This is a genomic window from Janthinobacterium sp. NKUCC06_STL (assembly GCF_019345455.1).
GTDB classification, from domain to species: domain Bacteria; phylum Pseudomonadota; class Gammaproteobacteria; order Burkholderiales; family Burkholderiaceae_D; genus Janthinobacterium; species Janthinobacterium rivuli.
Genome location: NZ_JAHKQY010000004.1, coordinates 47043 through 64876, shown reverse-complemented (window position 1 = coordinate 64876; position 17834 = coordinate 47043). Strand labels below are relative to the sequence as shown.

General features: G+C 63.2%; 19 protein-coding genes. 11 read left to right on the top strand and 8 right to left on the bottom strand.

Going from position 1 to position 17834, the window contains the following annotated elements:
- Positions 1–11: 11 nt before the first annotated feature.
- The 7 genes from flgG to KO539_RS15910 all read left to right on the top strand — a co-directional run bounded on the left by flgG (position 12) and on the right by KO539_RS15910 (position 6405).
- Entirely contained in the window at positions 12–800 is a 789-nt protein-coding gene (flgG, locus tag KO539_RS15940) for a flagellar basal-body rod protein FlgG (protein WP_170846442.1), read from the top strand.
- A complete protein-coding gene (gene flgH / locus KO539_RS15935; protein WP_219310525.1) occupies positions 800–1474 on the top strand; it encodes a flagellar basal body L-ring protein FlgH in 675 nt (224 codons plus the stop codon). The genes flgG and flgH overlap by 1 nt, the downstream gene beginning before the upstream one ends.
- A 9-nt stretch (positions 1475–1483) precedes the next feature.
- Entirely contained in the window at positions 1484–2596 is a 1113-nt protein-coding gene (locus KO539_RS15930) for a flagellar basal body P-ring protein FlgI (protein WP_034787825.1), read from the top strand.
- Complete coding sequence (locus KO539_RS15925; RefSeq protein WP_257626312.1) at positions 2596–2988, top strand: rod-binding protein; 393 nt, start codon at positions 2596–2598, stop codon at positions 2986–2988. Before KO539_RS15930 ends, KO539_RS15925 begins: the two co-directional genes overlap by 1 nt.
- Positions 2989–3069: 81 nt before the next feature.
- Positions 3070–4440, top strand: coding sequence for a flagellar hook-associated protein FlgK (gene flgK, locus KO539_RS15920; RefSeq protein WP_219310524.1), 1371 nt, complete (start codon positions 3070–3072; stop codon positions 4438–4440).
- Between the two features lie 10 nt (positions 4441–4450).
- Positions 4451–5362, top strand: coding sequence for a flagellar hook-associated protein FlgL (flgL, locus tag KO539_RS15915; RefSeq protein WP_219310523.1), 912 nt, complete (start codon positions 4451–4453; stop codon positions 5360–5362).
- 5 nt (positions 5363–5367) lie between these two features.
- Complete coding sequence (locus tag KO539_RS15910) at positions 5368–6405, top strand: hypothetical protein (RefSeq protein ID WP_257626311.1); 1038 nt, start codon at positions 5368–5370, stop codon at positions 6403–6405.
- On the opposite strand, the gene KO539_RS15905 is transcribed toward KO539_RS15910, so the two are convergent.
- From KO539_RS15905 to KO539_RS15895, 3 genes are all read right to left on the bottom strand, one after another.
- On the bottom strand, positions 6402–8576 hold the full coding sequence (locus KO539_RS15905) for an EAL domain-containing protein (protein WP_219310522.1): 2175 nt from the start codon (positions 8574–8576) through the stop codon (positions 6402–6404). The genes KO539_RS15910 and KO539_RS15905 overlap by 4 nt on opposite strands.
- 130 nt (positions 8577–8706) lie before the next feature.
- A complete protein-coding gene (locus KO539_RS15900) occupies positions 8707–9552 on the bottom strand; it encodes a DUF5672 family protein (RefSeq protein WP_219310521.1) in 846 nt (281 codons plus the stop codon).
- Between the two features lie 138 nt (positions 9553–9690).
- Positions 9691–10152: a hypothetical protein gene (locus tag KO539_RS15895; protein WP_257626310.1), complete on the bottom strand. Its 462-nt coding sequence runs from the start codon at positions 10150–10152 to the stop codon at positions 9691–9693.
- Positions 10153–10334: 182 nt separating this feature from the next.
- Here KO539_RS15895 and KO539_RS15890 point away from each other — a divergent pair, with 182 nt between their 5' ends.
- Positions 10335–10802: a PACE efflux transporter gene (locus KO539_RS15890; protein ID WP_219135544.1), complete on the top strand. Its 468-nt coding sequence runs from the start codon at positions 10335–10337 to the stop codon at positions 10800–10802.
- On the opposite strand, the gene KO539_RS15885 is transcribed toward KO539_RS15890, so the two are convergent.
- Positions 10778–11659 carry a LysR family transcriptional regulator gene (locus KO539_RS15885; protein WP_219310520.1) on the bottom strand — a complete coding sequence of 294 codons (882 nt, stop codon included), beginning with the start codon at positions 11657–11659 and terminating at the stop codon, positions 10778–10780. The two genes, KO539_RS15890 and KO539_RS15885, sit on opposite strands and share 25 nt — an antisense overlap.
- An 87-nt stretch (positions 11660–11746) precedes the next feature.
- Between KO539_RS15885 and KO539_RS15880 the strand changes: the two genes are divergently transcribed.
- A complete protein-coding gene (locus tag KO539_RS15880) occupies positions 11747–11950 on the top strand; it encodes a DUF3460 family protein (protein ID WP_035817978.1) in 204 nt (67 codons plus the stop codon).
- Positions 11951–11957: 7 nt separating this feature from the next.
- Here the strand turns inward: KO539_RS15880 and KO539_RS15875 are convergent, their stop codons facing one another.
- Entirely contained in the window at positions 11958–12707 is a 750-nt protein-coding gene (locus KO539_RS15875) for a YcbK family protein (RefSeq protein ID WP_374106421.1), read from the bottom strand.
- Between the two features lie 99 nt (positions 12708–12806).
- Positions 12807–13643, bottom strand: a complete 837-nt coding sequence (locus KO539_RS15870) for an EAL domain-containing protein (protein ID WP_219310519.1) — start codon at positions 13641–13643, stop codon at positions 12807–12809.
- Between the two features lie 232 nt (positions 13644–13875).
- On the opposite strand from KO539_RS15870, the gene KO539_RS15865 reads away from it, so the two are divergent.
- The gene (locus tag KO539_RS15865; RefSeq protein WP_219310518.1) at positions 13876–14688 is read left to right on the top strand and encodes a class II glutamine amidotransferase; all 813 of its coding nucleotides are present in this window, start codon (positions 13876–13878) and stop codon (positions 14686–14688) included.
- Between the two features lie 65 nt (positions 14689–14753).
- Here KO539_RS15865 and KO539_RS15860 read toward each other — a convergent pair whose 3' ends face one another.
- Positions 14754–15284: a GNAT family N-acetyltransferase gene (locus tag KO539_RS15860; RefSeq protein WP_099402317.1), complete on the bottom strand. Its 531-nt coding sequence runs from the start codon at positions 15282–15284 to the stop codon at positions 14754–14756.
- Between the two features lie 301 nt (positions 15285–15585).
- On the opposite strand from KO539_RS15860, the gene KO539_RS15855 reads away from it, so the two are divergent.
- Positions 15586–16641 carry a sulfate ABC transporter substrate-binding protein gene (locus KO539_RS15855; RefSeq protein WP_307789137.1) on the top strand — a complete coding sequence of 352 codons (1056 nt, stop codon included), beginning with the start codon at positions 15586–15588 and terminating at the stop codon, positions 16639–16641.
- 42 nt (positions 16642–16683) lie between these two features.
- Here the strand turns inward: KO539_RS15855 and KO539_RS15850 are convergent, their stop codons facing one another.
- Positions 16684–17829 (bottom strand): helix-turn-helix transcriptional regulator, encoded by a 1146-nt coding sequence (locus KO539_RS15850; protein WP_219310517.1) that lies wholly within the window; start codon positions 17827–17829, stop codon positions 16684–16686.
- Positions 17830–17834 lie beyond the last annotated feature (5 nt).

Below are 17834 nucleotides of genomic sequence, written 5' to 3'. Positions count from 1 at the left end.
AGGAGTAAACCATGAATCCAGCAATGTGGATCAGCAAGACCGGCGTGCAGGCGCAAGATGCCAAACTGCAAGCCATCGCGAATAACCTGGCCAACGTCAACACCGTCGGCTTCAAGCGCGACCGCGTCGTCTTCGAAGACCTGTTTTACCAGGTCGAGCAGCAACCGGGCACGCAGCGCGCCGACAACACCCTCTCGCCCTCGGGCGTACAGCTGGGTAACGGTACCCACATGGTCGGCACGCAAAAGGTGTTTACCACCGGTAGCCTGCAAACGACCAGCCGCGAATTCGACGTCGCCATCACCGGCAACGGGTTCCTGCAAGTGCTGCGCCCGAACGGCGAGGCAGCCTACACGCGCGCCGGCCAGCTGAGCCTGAATGAAAATGGCGTGATGGTCAACGCCCAGGGCTTGCCCCTGGTGCCGCAAATCACCGTGCCGAACAACGCCACGGCCATCACCATCGGCGAAAACGGCATGGTCACGGCCACCGTACCGGGCAATGTCGCCGGTACCGAACTGGGCCAGTTGAACCTCTCCAGCTTCGTCAACCCGACCGGCCTGCTGGCACTCGGTGAAAACCTGTTCCAGGAAACGGCATCGAGCGGCACGCCGACGGAAGGCCGTCCCGGCGAAGGCGCCCTGGGCAAGCTGAAACAGTTCGCGCTGGAAGGCTCGAACGTACAGGTGGTCGAAGAGATGGTCGACATGATCGCAGCCCAGCGCACCTATGAAATGAATACCAAGGTGCTGTCGGCCGCCGACAATATGCTGCAATACCTGGCGCAAGCGGCACGTTGATGAAGGCCGCACTGAAAGCCGGAGCGGTGCTGCTGCTGGTGCTGGCGGCCGGTTGCGCCAGCCAGCCGGTGGCCCCTCTGGCGCCCAGCTTTTCCGATACGCCGTTGCCCGTGGCGCCGCGCAGCGCTGCGCGCGGCGGCATCGCGGGCGGCGTCTTCAATCCCGACGCGGGCCTGGCACTGACTTCCGACAGCCGCGCCTTCCGCGTCGGCGACGTCGTCACGGTGGCCCTGCAGGAAACCACGCAAGCGAGCAAGAAGGCGGGCACCTCGTTCAACAAGGGCTCGTCCGTCGGCGTGCAGGCGGCCAACATCCTCGGCAAGACTTTCCCCAAGACGGGCATCGACCTGTCGGCCGACCGCAACTTCGCCGGCGACTCGACCAGCACGCAGCAAAACGCACTGTCCGGCGCCATCACGGTGATCGTGCAGGAAGTGCTGCCGAACGGCTTGCTGCGCGTGCAGGGCGAAAAAACCCTGACCCTGAACCAGGGCGAGGAATTCGTGCGCCTGCGCGGCTACCTGCGCGCGGCCGATATCGATTCCAACAACCAGGTGTCATCGTTGCGCATCGCCAATGCGCAGATCGCCTATTCCGGCCAGGGCACCCTCGCCGAAGCCAACAAACCAGGCTGGCTGACGCGCTTCTTCGTCGGCCCATGGATGCCGTTTTAAGGTGAGCTCATGAAATTTCGTTCCGCCCTGCCCCTGGCAGCCATGCTCGCTGCGCTGTCCGGCTTTGCCCTGCCCGCCAGCGCCGCGCAAGTGCTGCGCAACCTGGTCAGCATCGAGGGCGTGCGCGACAACCCGCTGGTCGGCTATGGCCTCGTCGTCGGCCTGAACGGCAGCGGCGACACCACCCAGGTGAAGTTTTCCAGCCAGTCCGTGGTCAACATGCTCAAGCAGTTCGGCGTCAAAATGCCGGACGGCGCCGAATCGAAAAGCAAGAACGTCGCCACCGTCATGGTCAGCGCGGTATTTCCTCCAGGATACCGCCGTGGCCAGGCCATCGACGTCACCGTGTCGTCCCTGGGCGATGCGAAAAGCTTGCGCGGCGGCACCTTGCTGCTGACGCAGTTGCGCGCGGCCGACAATGAAACGTATGCGCTGGCGCAAGGCAACGTCGTCGTCGGCGGCCTGAACGCCACCGGCAAGAGCGGCTCGTCCGTTACCGTCAACACGCCCACCTCGGGCCGCATCCCCAACGGCGGCAACATCGAGCGCGAAATCCTCAGCGATTTCTCGACCAAACCGACCGTCACCCTGAACTTGCGCCACCCGCATTTCGAGACGGCCATCAATATCGTCGAAGCCGTCAACCGCCGCTTTGGCGCCGTTGCCACCACCAGCGACGCCACCAGCGTGGAAGTGCTGGCGCCGGAAAACCCGACCCAGCGCGTGGCCTTCATGGCCAAACTGGAAGCGCTGTCCGTCGATGTGGGCGTCGATACGCCGAAAGTGGTCTTCAATTCCCGCACGGGCACCGTGGTCATCGCCGAAGGCTTGCGCGTGAAGGCGGCCGCCGTCACGCACGGCTCGCTGAAAGTCGTCATTTCCGAAAGCTCGGCAGTGAGCCAGCCGGCGCCGTTCGGCCGCGGCCAGACCACCGTCACGCCGCAATCGAAAGTGTCGGTCGACCAGGGCAACGGCAATATGTTCAAATGGCCGGCCGGCGCCAAGCTGCAATCGATCATCGACGTGGTCAACAGCCTGGGTGCCTCGCCCGATGACATCATGGCAATTTTGCAAGCCCTGGATCAAGCCGGGGCCATCGAAGGCGAACTGGTGGTAATTTGATGATTAATATCAATGACAGCAGCAGCGCCCTGCCCTCGGCGCTCGACGACAAGTCTCCTGCGGCGGCCACGCCGGCCGATCCCCGCTATGCGGCCAAGGCCACCGAGGCGGCCGTCAAGTTCGAAGCGTTTTTCATCTCGCACATGCTGCGCCAGATGCGCTCGGGCACGCGCGAGATGGCGGGCGAAGACAGCGTTTTCAAGGACCCCGTCAACAGCGACATGCTGGAAATGGCCGACAACCTGGTAGCCGACAAGATGGCCGGCCAGCGCGCCTTCGGCATCGCCGACGCCATCCTGCGCCAGCTGCTGCCGGCGGCCAGCGCTGCCGTGGCAGCCAAAAGCACTGTCAAGACCGACAATATTGCGGCGCCGCTTAATAAATCCGCCTGAAGCGTCGCCTGTACAAGGTAACAACGATTCAAGGCATGCCCTCCCGCACGCGCCACACTCTTCACGAAAGAAACTTGCCCAATGAGCATCATCAGCAATGCATTGTCAGGCAGCATCGCCGCCCAGGCCGCACTGAATGCGGCCAGCCAGAACATCGCCAACCTGCAAACGGCGGGCTATACCCGTCAAGGCGTGTTGTTGTCTTCGCTTGGCGCCACCGCCGGCGTACGCTCGGCCGGCAATGGCGTGGAAGTGTCCGCCCTGCTGCGCTTTGCCGATGCTTATAAAAGCCAGCAAATGTGGCGCGCCGCGTCCGACCAGGGCGCCCGTTCGCAGACCCAGCCTTACCTGACCCAGCTTGAGCGCGTGATGGGCGACGATGCCTCCAGCATCAGCAACGGCATCGACGGCTTCTTCGCTGCGCTCAATGCCTCGGCCGTCGACCCGACGTCGACGCCGCTGCGCCAGCAGATCATCACCTCCGCCGACGCCATGTCGCAGCGCTTCAACAGCATCAGCACCGTGATGGGCAACCAGTTGCTGTCGCTGCAGCAACAACGCGCAGCGATCGTGCCGCAAGCCAATACCACGCTGGCCAATATCGCCGCACTGAACCAGCGCATCAGCACCTCCACGGCCTCGGGCACGAACGTGTCGTCGCTGATGGATGCGCGCGACCAGCTGATCGACGGCCTGGCGGCGCAGATGGGTATCGATGTGCTCGACCAGCCGGACGGCTCGCGCAATGTCTCGCTGAAGTCGGGCCAGCCCCTGGTCATCGGCAGCCTGGCCGGCACCTTGACCAGCACCATGACGAACACGGGCGACCAGACCTTGAGCCTCGATTTCGCCAAGTCATCATATACCCTCGATATGGTCGCCATCGGCGGCCAGATGGGCGGCCTGGGCGAATTCGAGAGAAATACCCTGAAACCGCTGCAGCAGTCGCTGCAAGACATGGCCACCCAGTTGACCAGCAAGGTCAACGCACAGCTGGCACTTGGCACGACCATGGCCCCGCCTCCTGGCAACAACGGCGGTCCCCTGCTGGTCTACGCGAATGGCAAGCTGAGCATTACTCCCGGCTTCAACGCCAAGGACCTGGCCCTGTCGCTGACGGGCGCGGCCGGCGACAGCGGCAACTTGCAGAAATTGATCGATATCAAGAATCAATCGATCAACGTCAGCTGGGTGGGTTCCGTCCTGATGAGCGATGCAGATACGCAGCTGGTCGGCAAGCTGGCTATCTACAGCCAGCAGAACCAGTCCCTGCTGAAGACGTCCAACACGGTGCGCGCGCAAGCCATCGACGACTGGAAGTCCACCAGCGGCGTGAACAAGGATGAAGAAGCGATGAACCTGGTCGAATTCCAGAATATGTACCAGGCGAACATGAAAGTCATTTCCGTGGCGAATACCTTGTTTGATGCCACTTTGCAAATGATGGGTTAAGGAGAAGATCATGCGTGTCGCCAGCAGCCAGTACCAATCGCTGATTAATATTTCTATTCAACAAAATCAGGAACGCATCAATTACCTGACCCAGCAGATGGCCTCGGGCTTGCGCATTCAGCTGCCTTCGGACGATCCTATCGGCAACGTACGCATTTCGCGCCTGATGCGCGAAGAAGCCATGATGGCCCAGTACAAGGACAATATCGCCACGGTGAAAGTGCGCCTGCTGAAGAATGAAAACTACCTGTCGAGCATGGTCACCGACATGGGCCAGGCGCGCGACCTGCTGGTGTGGGCTGCCGATGGCGGCAATGCGCCGGACGACCTGAATGCGATGACGCAATCGCTGATCGCCATGCGCGACAGCGTGCTGTACACGGCCAACCTGAAGGACCAGGAAGGCCGCTACATGTTTTCCGGCACGGATACCGACAAGCCGGCCATCGCCTTCAATTCCGCCGCAGGCCCCGGCTTGCGCTACACTTACAACGGCAACACCGCCACGCAAACCGTGGTGGTGGGCAATGGCGTGACGCAGGCGGCCAACGTGGACGTGAAGAACCTGGAAGCATGGCTGAACAAGATCGACCAGGCCATCACCACGCTGAGCGTGACCGGCGTCAGCCCGAACGATCCGGCCGTGCGCAGCGTGGTGGGCGCGGCGCTCGATGGCACCGATGACGGCATGGATTTACTCTCTGGCAAGATCGCCATCTTTGGCGGCGCGCAAAACATCCTCACCACGCTCGCCGGCAACCTGGACAATGTCTCGCTGTCGAACAACATGGCCTTGTCCGATTTGAAAAAGACCGACATGGGCGCGGCCGCCATCGACCTGAACGGCTACCAGACTGCCCTGCAGGCAACATACAAAGCGTACGCCAAGGTTGGCACCCTTTCCCTGTTTGATCTTCTCTGACCATCATGCAAATCGTTCAGACTTCCTCCTCTTCCGGCGTCAATGCCAAAGGTGCCGGCACAGCCCGCGTCGTTGATGACGCATCCGCCGCCATCAACGCCAGCGCGCGCAGCGATGCGCCGGCGGCGAAGAAGTCGACGGCGAGCCTGCAACGTGGCCTGAGCAACTGGGATCACCAGTTGCAAGGCGAAATTTCTAACGCGCAGCAAACGCTTGACTATCTGGAACGCAGCAGCAGCCAGTTGCAGGCGCTGAAAAGCGAACTGGCGGCCAAGCTGGCCGCGCGCCAGGGCCGCGAAGGGCAAGTCGAGGCCAGAGTACGCCAGTTCAGCAATACCTGGCGCCAGCGCGCCAGCGCCTCGGGTGGCACGCTCGATGCACAGCTCAGCTATACCAGCCCGCAGGCAGCGCAGCAAAACTTCAGCATCCGCGGCCTGACCATGGCCAGCCTGCAGGAAGGCCCGCAGGAAGTGCTGGCATTTTCCGTCGGCGGCGCGAACCAGGCCTTGCGCTCGGTGAATATCGAACCTGGCCTGAGCGAAAGTGAAATCGTCTCGCGCTTCGACCGTGCCCTGATGCCATCCGGCATCGGCGTCAAGCTGGGCAAGAATGGCGAACTGGTATTCAGCACATCGGAAGCGGCCTGGGCCAGCGTGCGCGACAGCCTGTCCGTGCGCGGCAGCGGCATCCGCTACCCGACCGGCCAGATGAGCCGCGTGCGCACGGATGCGGAACCGGCCGCCATCGCCCCGGAAGAATGGCATACCGGCGACACGGAAGCCCTGCGCGCCACCTTGCAGCAAGTGGTGCAGGCGCTGGCGCAGTTGCAGGCGGCGCGCAGCTCTGTCAGCCTGGCCCTGGCGCAAGCGACGGGACGGGTGGCCCGCGCGCAACCGGTGCAAGTGCACGTCAGCATGGATACCCTGGCGGAAAACTTCACGGAAAAGGCCAGCCAGCCCGGCTATGAATCGCTGCTGGCGATCAGCTCGGCGCTGGTCGGCATCAGCCGCGAGCGCGTCGTCGCGCTGCTGGGCCTGGATTAAAAACGCCGGCCCGCGGCCAGCATTGCGCTCAGCTGCTCCACAGGCACCGCGCCTGAAAATACATAACCCTGCGCATAATCGCAACCGGCGGCCCGCAGCAAGTTACGCTGCGTGGCCGTTTCCACACCTTCCGCCACCACTGTCAGGCCCAGCTGCTGCGCCAGACTGATGATGGCCGCGCATACGGCCAGCGCAGCGTCTCCCGGCCCCAGATCCCGCACCAGCGAGGAGTCGAGCTTGAGCACTTCGAGATCGCCCCGCTTCAGGCAGGCCAGCGAGATGTTGCCGACGCCAAAGTCGTCGAGCGCCAGCGCCAGGCCCATGGCGCGGAACTGGCGCAAGCGGTCGATCACCTGGCGCGCCTCGTCGAGCAGCACGGCTTCCGTTGTTTCGATGACGATGGCGCCCGGCGCCAGGCCCGCGCGCGCCAGGGCGTTGCCCCAATCCTGGTACAGCGCGGCGTCGCAGCGAAATTCCACGGCCGACTTGTTAATACAGATCTGGACCATGGCGCCATGCTCGTCCTGCCACTGGCGCGCCTGGCGCACGACCTGACGAAACACCCACTCGCCGATATCGATGATCAGGCCGTTGGCCTCGGCAAAGCCAATGAAATCGGCGGGTAGCAGCAAGCCGCGCAGCGGATGGCGCCAGCGCAACAGCGCCTCGGCCCGCTCGATGGTGCCATCGCACAGGCGGATGATGGGCTGGTAATGCACTTCGAACTGGTCCTGCGCCAGCGCCAGGCGCATCTCGCGCACCGTGGCGCGGCGCAAGTCGGCCGCCTGCTGCAAGGCCGGCGTGAAATAGCTGTAGCCGTTGCGCCCCGCGCTCTTGGCCGCATACATGGCCTGGTCGGCATGCCGCAGCAAGCTGTCCGGCGCCTCGGCGTCGGCCGGATACAGGGCCACGCCCACGCTGGCCGACACTTGCGCCGTATCGCCGTCGAGCACGAACGGCAGGGCCAGCGCCGTCGTCAAGTCCTGCAGCACGCGCTCGATGCCGCCCAACTGCCCCACGCCGGCCAGGATGACGGTGAACTCGTCGCCGCCCAGGCGCGCCACCGTATCGGTGGCGCGCACGCGCTCGCTGATGCGCAGCGCCGCCTGGCGCAGCAGCATATCGCCCTTCTCGTGACCGAAGCGGTCATTCACCTGCTTGAAATGGTCGAGGTCGATGAACAGCAGGGCCAGGCAAGCGCCTTCCCGTTTGGCGCGCCGCGCCTCATGTTGCAAGCGGTCGAGGAACATGTGGCGGTTCGGCAATCCCGTCAAGGGATCGAAATTGGCTTGCCGCCAGATACGCTCGGACGCCGCGCGCTGCGCCGTGATGTCGCTGACCAGCGCCAGCGCGCCCAAATAGGTGCCGCCGGAGTCGAAGATGGGATTGGTGGCCAGGGTGGCCCACAAGGTGCTGCCGTCACGCCGCTGGAATTTGAATTCGTGGCGCTCGACAATGCCATCCTGGCGCCGCGCGATGTTGCGCTCCAGGATGGCGCGCCCCTCGTCATCCATGAAGGCGGCCAGCGGCTGGCCCAGCATATCCTCGATCCGGCAACCGAGCATCTGCGCCATCTTCGGATTGACAAAGCTGGTCAGCGCCTGCGCATCGATTTCCCAGATGCCCTCCTCGGCGCTGTGCACGATACGCCGGAAGCGCTCTTCGCTGCGTTCGAGCGCGGCCAGCTTGCCTTCGGCCTGCTCCAGCACCAGCCGCAACGCCTGGCCGTTCGGATCGGCGCTGCCCAGCAGGCTGACGGGCAAGCCGGCCTCGCGCGCGCCGGGACATGGCGGACGCAGCCGTACCTGCAGCTGGATGCGCTCGGGCTCGCTGCTATTGAGCACGCGCTGCACGAACTGCTCGAAATCGTGGCGGAACGCCTCGTGCACATACGAACGGAACAGCACGTGACCAAGGCGCTCGCGTACCAGGCCGAACAATTCGGCCGCCACCAGGTTGACCTGCACGATCGCGCCATCGATGCCCAGCACGAAATAGGCGACGGGCGCCAGCAGGTATAAATCATTGAAATAGGCTTGTTCGCGTTCGGCCTTCACCCGTTCCGGGCTGAAGACGCCATCGTCAAGCAAAGACATGGCCGGCCACGGCACGGGGTCGTGGCCATGCAGGGAGGAATCAGGAGCTGAGACCGCATGCGGCGTATTGTCCATGGCTATCCTTTGCACCACCGCCCAGGCAATCAGGCGGACGCTGTCCCGAGACTAGCATGCGCAACGCGCAGTGTCGAGCGATGCATGCCAGCATGACACTTCCGCCCAAGCGCGGCGGCCGTCAGGACGACTAGGCGCGCGGCGAAGCCGGGCGCGAGCGGCCATGCTTGAGCGCGTGCATGCCTGTCCGCAAGGCAAGCAGGCATGCATCGCCGAATAACGACGCGCCGCCGTTGAGGCGCCGCCGCAATACCCGTAGCGCCATCCGGTAGCGGCCGGAGCGATACAACTGCTTGATCAGCCCGCGCGCGACTGGCGCATGCAGCGTGGCATCGTCGCACTTGCGCAGGTAGTCGGTCAGTTCCGTGTCGTCCAGCACTTCGCCAAAGTTGAAAAAACCATGGAAACCGAACGTGGGACCGGCCGGCATAATGCCTTCGAAGGCAAAGCTGGAGGCCAGGCCCGCATCGGCGAAACGCACGCCAAACTCCTGGCGCAGCCGGTCGCCATGCAATTCGCAGATCGCATAATCCTCTGGATGAGGCTGCGTGATGGCCAGCTGCGGCAAGACATCATACAGGCGCCGCGAACGCAGCGAAAAGCCGCCATTGCCGACGGCCACCGGGCGATGCGACCACGGTGAACCGATATAATCGCAGTCCAGGAAAGCGTCCTGCCATTGGCGCGCATCGACGATGAAACTGTCCCACTGCATGACGAGCACATGCGTGCCGCTGAAATGGGCGCCCAGCTCATGCACCATGAATGCCGAATACGCTTCCACGCTCTCGATGGGGGCGATCAGTACCTGGCGTATATGCGGGGGCAAGTCATGCAGGCGGGAAGTGAACAGCAGGCATTCCTTGAAATCGGCACCGGCCAGGCAGCGCTCGATGGCAAAGCTGGCCAGCTCGGGATAACGCGTTTCCACGCACACCAGGCTGATGTTGCGAAGGTCCAGTTTGTCATTATGCATTACAGGCTTTTCATCGGAGTGCAGGTGGAAGGCATGCGAGGCGCGGGCATGGCATATTTTGCAACGCCCGCATGATACAGCGCAAACGGGAGCCGGACAAGGGGCGTGGCCGCCCGGCCCCATCGGCGTGCGGACGGCTCAGCGGCCCATGCCGCGCCGGCGCAAGCCGAAATCATGGCCCACCACCAGCAAGGTGCTGGCCACCAGGCTCGATAAGCCCACGATCAGCTGGATCAATTTATCGTCAGGCAAGATCCACAGCGACGAGTCCGGCGCCTCGCAGCCCGTGGCCGCGCTGATCAGGGGAGAGACCCAGGCCGCGTCCGGCGTCACGTCGAGCACGACGGCGCCGTCGGCGCTCGTCTGCATATAGATATCTCCCCCTTCGGCCAGGGTAAAGCAGATGCCCACGCCCGTTTCCGTGGCACGGATATTGTCCTGCATGCTGCGGTTATGTTCTTCGATCCACACTTCCACGTCGTACGGCGTTTCCAGGTGCTCCCACGGACGGGGGCGGAAACGGGGACGTTCGTCCGCGCTGGCCGGCGTGTCGGGAATGTCGGGAACATCGGGGATGTTGCTGTCTGCTGCGCCTTGCATGCTGGTTGACCTTTTCTGCGGTGATGCGGCGGGACCGGTTGCCTGCCAGCCGCCATTATCCACCGTTCATGGCGCGCATGGTATTCCCATGGCGAATTCGTCAGAAAAACTGACAGCTATCGACTTCAAACATCAGCATGACTGACTTAAAATACGCGCCATCTCTTCTTTACAGGCTTTACATGCAAGGCATCAAACGCAAAATCGTCTACGTCACCGCCTTTGAAATCATCGGCATGGCCATTTCCACGGCTTGGCTGACTCTGCTTTCGGGCGAGTCGCCCACCAGCACGGGCCCGCTGGCCATCATGATCACCACCATCGCCGTGATCTGGAACCTGCTCTACAACACGGCGTTCGAATACTGGGAAATCCGGCAAGTGTCGCGCACGCGCACGGTCTGGCGCCGCATCCTGCATGCGATCGGCTTCCAGATCACCTTGGTCATCTATCTGATCCCGCTGATCGCCTGGTGGCTCGACATCAGCCTGTGGCAAGCCTTCGTGCTGGACTTTGCCCTGATGCTGATCATCCCGTGCTACAGCTTCATTTTTAACTATTTCTTCGACGGCCTGTTCGGCGTGCCCCTGTCGGCGCAGCAGCCGAAGGAAGAGCCAGGGAATGTTCAGGCCGCTTCGCTGAGCAACTGAAGAAAGGACCGCGCCGCCATGCCCAGCGGCCGGTCCTTCATCCACACCAGATGGATGGGCACGACCAGGCCATTGCCCGTATTCTTGAACGCCACGCAGCGTACCCGCCCCGCCGCCAGAGAGTGCTGGATGGCCGAGGCGGCAAAGTTGCCCCATCCCAAGCCCGCTTCCACCATCGCCAGCGCCATCGGCAAGCTGTCCGTGCGCCAATAGGACAGCCCCACCACGGGACGCGCATCGGCCAGGTCGAGTTCGCGGCTGGCGACGATGATCTGACGCAAATTCACCAATTCCTCGATATACAAGGGCTGGCCCGCCGCGCTGGGCGGATGCCGGGTCGAGATAATCGCCAGCAAGGCATCGCTGCCCACCAGCTGGAACTGTTCCTCGTGATTGATGCGTCCGCCTGCGAAAGCCATGCAGGCGCTGATGCGGCCACGGTGCAGCATGTCGAGCACATCGTCCTGCGGCGCCGTCAGCACTTCGATGTCGAGCAGCGGATGGCGCTGCGACAGCGCGCGCACGGCGGCCAGGAATGGCGTATGGTCAAGCTCGGCCGCAATGCCCAGCGAAATGCGGCTCTCCAGTCCCTGCGACAATTCCTGCACGTGCAGGTGCAACTGTTTCAACTGCTCGGCGATCAGGCGCGCATGCGGTATCAGGGCCATGGCGGCCGGCGTGGGCACGGCTTCGCGCGCGCCGCGGTCGAACAGGGTGATGCCCAGTTCCGCCTCGATATTGGCCATCGCCATGCTGACGGCCGACGGCGCCCGCCGCAAGGCGCGCGCGGCGGCCGAAAACGAGCCGCCGTCGACGACGGCCAGGAACAGTTCGATGTTATGGCTGGAGAGTTTCATGGAATCGGAAAATGGGAAGCGGAAAGCGGGCGGCACGTTTGCGCCGCCGGCGATAGAATGAAAGAAATCTCGATAGCAGGAGGAGCCATGACTCATCCACTTCCCTACCGCCGCGGCGGCTATGTCTCGGAATTCACGCGCTTTATCGACGGCTACCTGCGCGACCATCCAGAAGCGCAAACCAGCCAGCGCCTGGGCTGGCGCATTTACTGGGAACGCCCCGTGAATTTCGATGAATGGCGGCGCACCGAACGCGATAGCGTGCCGGAGCCGCCCTACCATTACGACTAAAAAGCTCCTAGCCTTTCCAGACGCGCTGCAATCCCGTATCGGCATGGATCCAGCCACCACGGGGGCCGTTGCGGTAATAGAAGCCCACGCCGCCCTGCTTGAAGCTGCGCACGAGCGAACCGAGCACTTCCGCATTCAGGTTCGCCACGCGGATATCGGCGGCGCGGCCGGAAATGTGCAGCGACTGGCGCGCGGCCGGCACGCCCGCTTCGCGCAGGCGGCTGTTCGACTCGGCCGTGCGGTAGCCCGACAAAATCTCCAGCGGCTGCTCGATGCCGTAGCGGGCCACGAACGCTTGCGTGCCCCACAGGGTTTCCAGCAGTTTCGGGTCGATCGGCGCCGTCTTCTTGCCGTTCACGTCGCGCAGCAAGTGGCACAGTTCCTGGTAGGCCGAATCGATGACTTCGCCATCTTTCCAGTACAGCAGCTTGGCTTTTTCATTGCTGGCCGGGCGCACCACTTCCAGGGTGCGGGGCTTGAGCCAGAATTCCAGGTCCAGCGCCTGCGCATCAAAAATGTCGGGTGGCGGTTCCATCTCGGTGATGACCGAGCGCGACTGCGAGGTGACCGAGCGGTCGATGCTGGCCAGTTGCGTCGGCTGCGGCGGCACGGCCGTACGCGGCGCGCGCGGCTTGGCGCTGGCCGAAGCCGAGGCGGGAGCGGCCGTGCGCGAGGCGCAGCCGATGAGAGGAGTGGCAACCAGGCCCAGCGCGGCCAGGCCCATACCGTGGTGTAGAAAATTTCTGCGCGATGCCATAGTCAGTCCAATATAACGATGGGAATACTATAGCGTATTGTGCCGCGAAGAAAAACCCTCAATGCCTATCGTGTCGCCCTCATTTCAAGGCATTTTGCCTCAGGCGGCAGCTGCGACGGCGACGCCGGCGCCTTTCGCCTGCGCCAGCGCAGTCAATGGCTTGTCGAGCAGATAACCCTGGGCGACGATGGGCAAGCCCGTGGTGGCGGCGATGCGCTGCAGCGCAGCCAGCGCGGCCGGCGTGTCGAGGCGTTTGAAAATGACGCGGATTTTCGCCGCATGGCACACGGTGACGAAGCTGGCGACGGCCTGCTCGTCGCTGAGGTTGCCCGCGTCGAGCTTGAACGCATGCGGGTGCAGGCGCTCCAGCATGCCCGTGGCCTCCTGCACGCTGGCCACGTTGATGGCCAGGCGGAAACCGTTGCGGCGGTAATTGTCGGCCACATAGTTGAGCAGCCAGCCCTGGTTCGGCGTGACCGTCGGCAATTGCAGCACGATGCGCTCGATGGGCAAACCCAACGCGTCGAGGATGCGCTGAAAGGCGTGGCCGTGATTGCTGCTGACGGCGCTCAGCAAGCGGTCATGCACGTTCAGGTACAGGTCGGCTTCCTCCGCTTCGCTCTGGCGGAAGAAATTGATCGCGTGCAACATGCGGCACAGCCGGTCCAGCTCGACCGATTCATCGTCGCTGGCCGCGTGATCGAGCAAGCGCCACAGCGACAAGCCCTCGTCCGCCTTCGACACGCTGCGCGCCAGCCCTTCGAACGCCACCAGCTTGCCGCTGTCCAGTTCGCGCAGTGGCTGGAAGGCGCTGGTCATGGTGCAATTGAAAAAACGCCCCAGCGCCCTGCCCTCCCCGTCGAGCCAGACGCTGGTGCCGGCCTGGGTTTGGTGCGACAGGCGGGCCAGGTAATTTTTCAGGACGGGAAATGGCATACATGCTCCTTCATCGGGCTGCGCCAGCTGCCCTCATGGGGAAGACGGCGCCAAAGTGTGCAGAGTAAGGCAGCGCCAGGCAAAGGAGAACGAATGGTTTCGCCATTTGATATGCGCCCAGCACATAAGAGGTGCGACGGCCAGCGCATAACGATAGATGCAAATATTCCTTCCCGCCCCAGGCGAGCACCCTTACTGTGGGCATGTACCGATACCATCAGGAAGGGCCGCCATGTGCCAGTTACTCGCAATGAACAGCAGCAAGCCCGCGGCGCTGGGATTTTCCTTTGCCGGCTTTGCCGAACGGGGCGGACGCACGGACGAGCACCGCGACGGCTGGGGCATCGCCTATCATTCCAGTAGCGGCTGCACCCTGCTGACGGATCACCTGGCTGCCATCGATTCGCCGCTGGCGGCCCAGGTGCAGCGGCATCCCGTGAAGGCGAAAAACATCGTCGCGCACATCCGCAAGGCCACGCAGGGCCGCATCGCCCCGGAAAACACCCACCCGTTTGCCCGCGAACTGTGGGGCAAGACCTGGTCGTTTGCCCACAATGGCGACTTGAAAACGTGGCGCGCGCCCGCCAATGCGCACTACCACGCCAGCGGCGACACGGACAGCGAACAAGCCTTTTGCCACCTGCTGGCCCGCCTGCGCACGCGCTTCCCCCTCGGTGAACCCGCGCGCGCCGACTTGCGCGCCGCCATCGCCGAGGTCGCCACGGAAATCGCTGCGCACGGCACCTTCAATTTCATCCTGTCGGACGGCGAGCTGCTGTTTGCCCACTGTTCCACGCATTTGCACTACGTGATACGCGAATACCCGTTTTCCGTGGCGCAACTGATCGACTGCGAGCGCAGCATCGACTTTCGCCAGCACAACCACCTGGACGACCGCATCGCCGTCATCGCCACGCATCCGCTGACGCAAAACGAGGACTGGCTGGCGTTCGCGCCGGGCGAACTGAAACTGTTTGCCGGCGGCACCTTACTGCCGGCAAACGATGCCGCGCCGCAAGGCATATATATCCAGATCAGTTACTGAAGGGAATATTCAAATGGAGGAAATGGCCCGCCGCCGGATGGGCGGGCTGAGGTGCAGCAAAACCGTCAGGCCGAATTGCAGTTGCAAAAGCGTTTGCGCTTGGGGTCGCCGCTGGCGATACCCGCGGGGTCAATCTGTTTCCAGCAAAAAATCGTTTCCACGCCATATGGCGAACGCACATTGCCCGCCTCGACATACCCCTGCTTGACGAAAAAGGCCTGGCTGCTGGCCGTGCTGTGCAGTTGCAGGGCCTTGATGCCCCACTCGCGCGCCTGCGCCTCCAGCTGCTCCACCAGCGCCTTGCCCGCGCCGCGGCCTTGCGCCTCGGGCAACAGGTAGCACAGGGCCAGCTTGCCGGCGCGCGTCAGCAAGCCGACGCCGACCACGGCGCCCGCCTCGACTGCGACCAGCGAAAAATTGGTGGGCGACGCGAACCAGCACGCCACCATCTGCGGTGTTTTATTGCCCAGCCAGGCTTCCAGGATGGCCGGATCGTCCCGATGATCGAGGCTGCAGCATTCGACGATGGAGCGTCGTAATACGTTGCACGCCTCGAAAGCGTCGGTCGATGTTGCAATACGAATTTCAAGACTCATGTACGCTCACAAAATATTCCAGTTGCCGATGCAGACGGTTTTACCCCTGTATCGTGCGATTCGACTATACACCAAGCGGCGCTTTCGGGTTTTTTGCCGCACGCCACGGGCCGGTTTTGCCTATGGCGCGATGCCTGCAGACTAAGTGCTGATGCGCATCTTGCCCACGAATGTTTCCAGAAATCGATATCTGTTTTTTAGCGCAAACGGGAATCGAATCTAAGCATATTACGAAAAATTCGTTTCTTTTCCGGCCGGAATTTTAGACTATGTCTATCTATTCTCACAACAAGAGTTCAACATGACCCATTCCAACGCCGTATCGACTGCCGCAGCAACGCTCACCCAACGCTCGCGCCGCTGGTTCCTGGCCAGCGCCCTGGCCGCTTCCGCTGCCGCCATGAGCCTGCCGATGGCCGCCAGCGCCGCTGAACCGGTGGTCTTGCTGAACGCGTCCTACGACGTGATGCGCGAATTGTTCAAGGATGTGAATCCCGCATTTATTGCTGATTGGAAAGCCAAAACGGGTGAAACGATTACCATCAAGCAATCGCATGGCGGTTCCAGCAAGCAGGCGCGCTCCGTCGCCGATGGCCTGGAAGCGTCCGTCGTGACCATGAACCAGGCGAATGACATCGACATCCTCGTCGACCGCGGCCTCGTGGTGGCCGACTGGGCCAAGAAATTCCCGAACAATGCGGCGCCGTTCTACTCGACCATGGTGTACCTGGTGCGCAAAGGCAACCCGAAACACATCAAGGACTGGGACGACCTGGCCAAGCCCGGCATCAAGGTCATCGTGCCAAACCCGAAAACCTCGGGCAACGGCCGCTACACCTACCTGGCGGCTTGGGGCTATGCCGTGAAAAAAGGCGGCAGCGAAGCGCAGGCGCGCGAGCTCGTCACCAAGCTGTTCAAGAACGTGCCCGTGCTCGATGGCGGCGGCCGTGGCGCCACCACCACCTTCACCCAGCGTGAAATCGGCGACGTGCTGGTGACGTTTGAAAATGAAGTGCAACTGGTGCGCGCCGAGTTCGGCGACAACTTTGAAGTGGTGTATCCAAGCATCTCGATCCTGGCCGAGTCGCCGGTGGCCGTCGTCGACAAGGTCGTCGACCGCCGCGGCGTCCGCAAGGAAGCCACGGCCTACCTGCAATATCTGTACTCGGAAGCAGGCCAGGAACTGGTCGCCAAGCACTATTTGCGCCCCCGTTCGGCAACAATAGCCAAGAAATACGCGGCCAGCTTCAAGCCGATCACCCTGTTCACCATCGATGACGTCTTTGGCGGCTGGAAACAGGCGCAAAAGAAACACTTTGACGATGGTGGTGAGTTCGATAAGATTTATCAAAAGTAAATTCGCCGCATCAGCTCAAAACCGGGACATGTCCCGGTTTTTTTATGGAGGCGCGCCAGCGTGCCACTCGAGCGCACTGAACAGTCTGGCGATCTCGCTGCTGCGGTGCGTGCCTGTCTTGGCCAGGATGGCCTGGATCTGGCTGCGCACCGTGCTGATGCGCACGCCCTGGCGCAAGGCGTACTCTGCCGGCTCCATGCCATCTGCCAGAGCCAGCGCCAGCGACCACTCCGCGCCCGTCAAGCCGCACGGCCGCTCGGCCGCGCCGGGCCAATGCCGCCGCCCTGCCCTGAACAGCGGCCGCAAGGCCAGCATGGCCAGGCTGGCGCCATTCCCGTCCGCCTCGCCGATACGCACGGGCAGCGGCAGGATGCCGATTTCCAGCGCCGGCCGGCCGTCTGCGTCACTCGCATACAAGGGAGCGGGACGCTGGCACGCCAGTCCGACGCAAGCCTGCCGCACGCGCTGCGCCAATTGCTGTTGCAAGGGACTCATGCGCAGAGCCACGTTACCGCCGTGCATGGTGATCACGGAGGCGAGCGGCGACGCGGCGGCCAGCAAGCGCTGCGCCGCCAGGTTCAGGAAAACCAGCCGCAGGCAGGCGTCGGTCAGCAAGATGGCGCGCGGCAAGGCATCGAGCGCCTCCCAGGCCAGCGCGCCATGCGCCTGGGCTTGCTGCGCCGTATCGCGCAGGCGAAACACATTCGGCAGATGGTCGAGCACGCGCTGCAGCTGGCCCCGCGTGTTCCCGTCATACGGCCCCTGGCCGGCGGCACGGTGCGCGGACAGGATGGTGAGCGCGCCGCTGTCGCGCACGACGCCGCTGCAGGAATAGCGCACGCCTGCGCGCAAATAGAAATCCTGGAAATACTCGCTGCGCGCCACGGCCTGCTCGCTGAAATACTCCTGCATCAGATGCATGCGCCCGGGCGGCGCCCGCGTGAGCACCGCATAGCCTGGGTCGAGCGCGTGGTAGTAGCGCCGGTAGCCGCCCTCCCAGGCGCCCTGATCCAGCCCGGTCACATAGCCGCGCGACGGCACCGCGCCCGTTTCCGCTTTCAGGAAACAGCAGGCGACTTCGCCGCCCGCCAGCAGGGCGAACGCGCGCATGGCCACGCTCCACTGCAATGGCTCCAATGCCGCCCGGTAAAAAGCGGCGATAACGGCATCCGCGCCGTCCTTGTCCATCGTTC

What these genes read in the sequence shown, in the direction of transcription:
- flgG (WP_170846442.1), top strand. Translation starts at nt 12, where the DNA reads ATGAATCCAGCAATGTGGATCAGCAAGACCGGCGTGCAGGCGCAAGAT.
- flgH (WP_219310525.1), top strand. Translation starts at nt 800, where the DNA reads ATGAAGGCCGCACTGAAAGCCGGAGCGGTGCTGCTGCTGGTGCTGGCG.
- KO539_RS15930 (WP_034787825.1), top strand. Translation starts at nt 1,484, where the DNA reads ATGAAATTTCGTTCCGCCCTGCCCCTGGCAGCCATGCTCGCTGCGCTG.
- KO539_RS15925 (WP_257626312.1), top strand. Translation starts at nt 2,596, where the DNA reads ATGATTAATATCAATGACAGCAGCAGCGCCCTGCCCTCGGCGCTCGAC.
- flgK (WP_219310524.1), top strand. Translation starts at nt 3,070, where the DNA reads ATGAGCATCATCAGCAATGCATTGTCAGGCAGCATCGCCGCCCAGGCC.
- flgL (WP_219310523.1), top strand. Translation starts at nt 4,451, where the DNA reads ATGCGTGTCGCCAGCAGCCAGTACCAATCGCTGATTAATATTTCTATT.
- KO539_RS15910 (WP_257626311.1), top strand. Translation starts at nt 5,368, where the DNA reads ATGCAAATCGTTCAGACTTCCTCCTCTTCCGGCGTCAATGCCAAAGGT.
- KO539_RS15905 (WP_219310522.1), bottom strand. Translation starts at nt 8,576, where the DNA reads ATGGACAATACGCCGCATGCGGTCTCAGCTCCTGATTCCTCCCTGCAT.
- KO539_RS15900 (WP_219310521.1), bottom strand. Translation starts at nt 9,552, where the DNA reads ATGCATAATGACAAACTGGACCTTCGCAACATCAGCCTGGTGTGCGTG.
- KO539_RS15895 (WP_257626310.1), bottom strand. Translation starts at nt 10,152, where the DNA reads ATGCAAGGCGCAGCAGACAGCAACATCCCCGATGTTCCCGACATTCCC.
- KO539_RS15890 (WP_219135544.1), top strand. Translation starts at nt 10,335, where the DNA reads ATGCAAGGCATCAAACGCAAAATCGTCTACGTCACCGCCTTTGAAATC.
- KO539_RS15885 (WP_219310520.1), bottom strand. Translation starts at nt 11,659, where the DNA reads ATGAAACTCTCCAGCCATAACATCGAACTGTTCCTGGCCGTCGTCGAC.
- KO539_RS15880 (WP_035817978.1), top strand. Translation starts at nt 11,747, where the DNA reads ATGACTCATCCACTTCCCTACCGCCGCGGCGGCTATGTCTCGGAATTC.
- KO539_RS15875 (WP_374106421.1), bottom strand. Translation starts at nt 12,707, where the DNA reads ATGGCATCGCGCAGAAATTTTCTACACCACGGTATGGGCCTGGCCGCG.
- KO539_RS15870 (WP_219310519.1), bottom strand. Translation starts at nt 13,643, where the DNA reads ATGCCATTTCCCGTCCTGAAAAATTACCTGGCCCGCCTGTCGCACCAA.
- KO539_RS15865 (WP_219310518.1), top strand. Translation starts at nt 13,876, where the DNA reads ATGTGCCAGTTACTCGCAATGAACAGCAGCAAGCCCGCGGCGCTGGGA.
- KO539_RS15860 (WP_099402317.1), bottom strand. Translation starts at nt 15,284, where the DNA reads ATGAGTCTTGAAATTCGTATTGCAACATCGACCGACGCTTTCGAGGCG.
- KO539_RS15855 (WP_307789137.1), top strand. Translation starts at nt 15,586, where the DNA reads ATGACCCATTCCAACGCCGTATCGACTGCCGCAGCAACGCTCACCCAA.
- KO539_RS15850 (WP_219310517.1), bottom strand. Translation starts at nt 17,829, where the DNA reads ATGGACAAGGACGGCGCGGATGCCGTTATCGCCGCTTTTTACCGGGCG.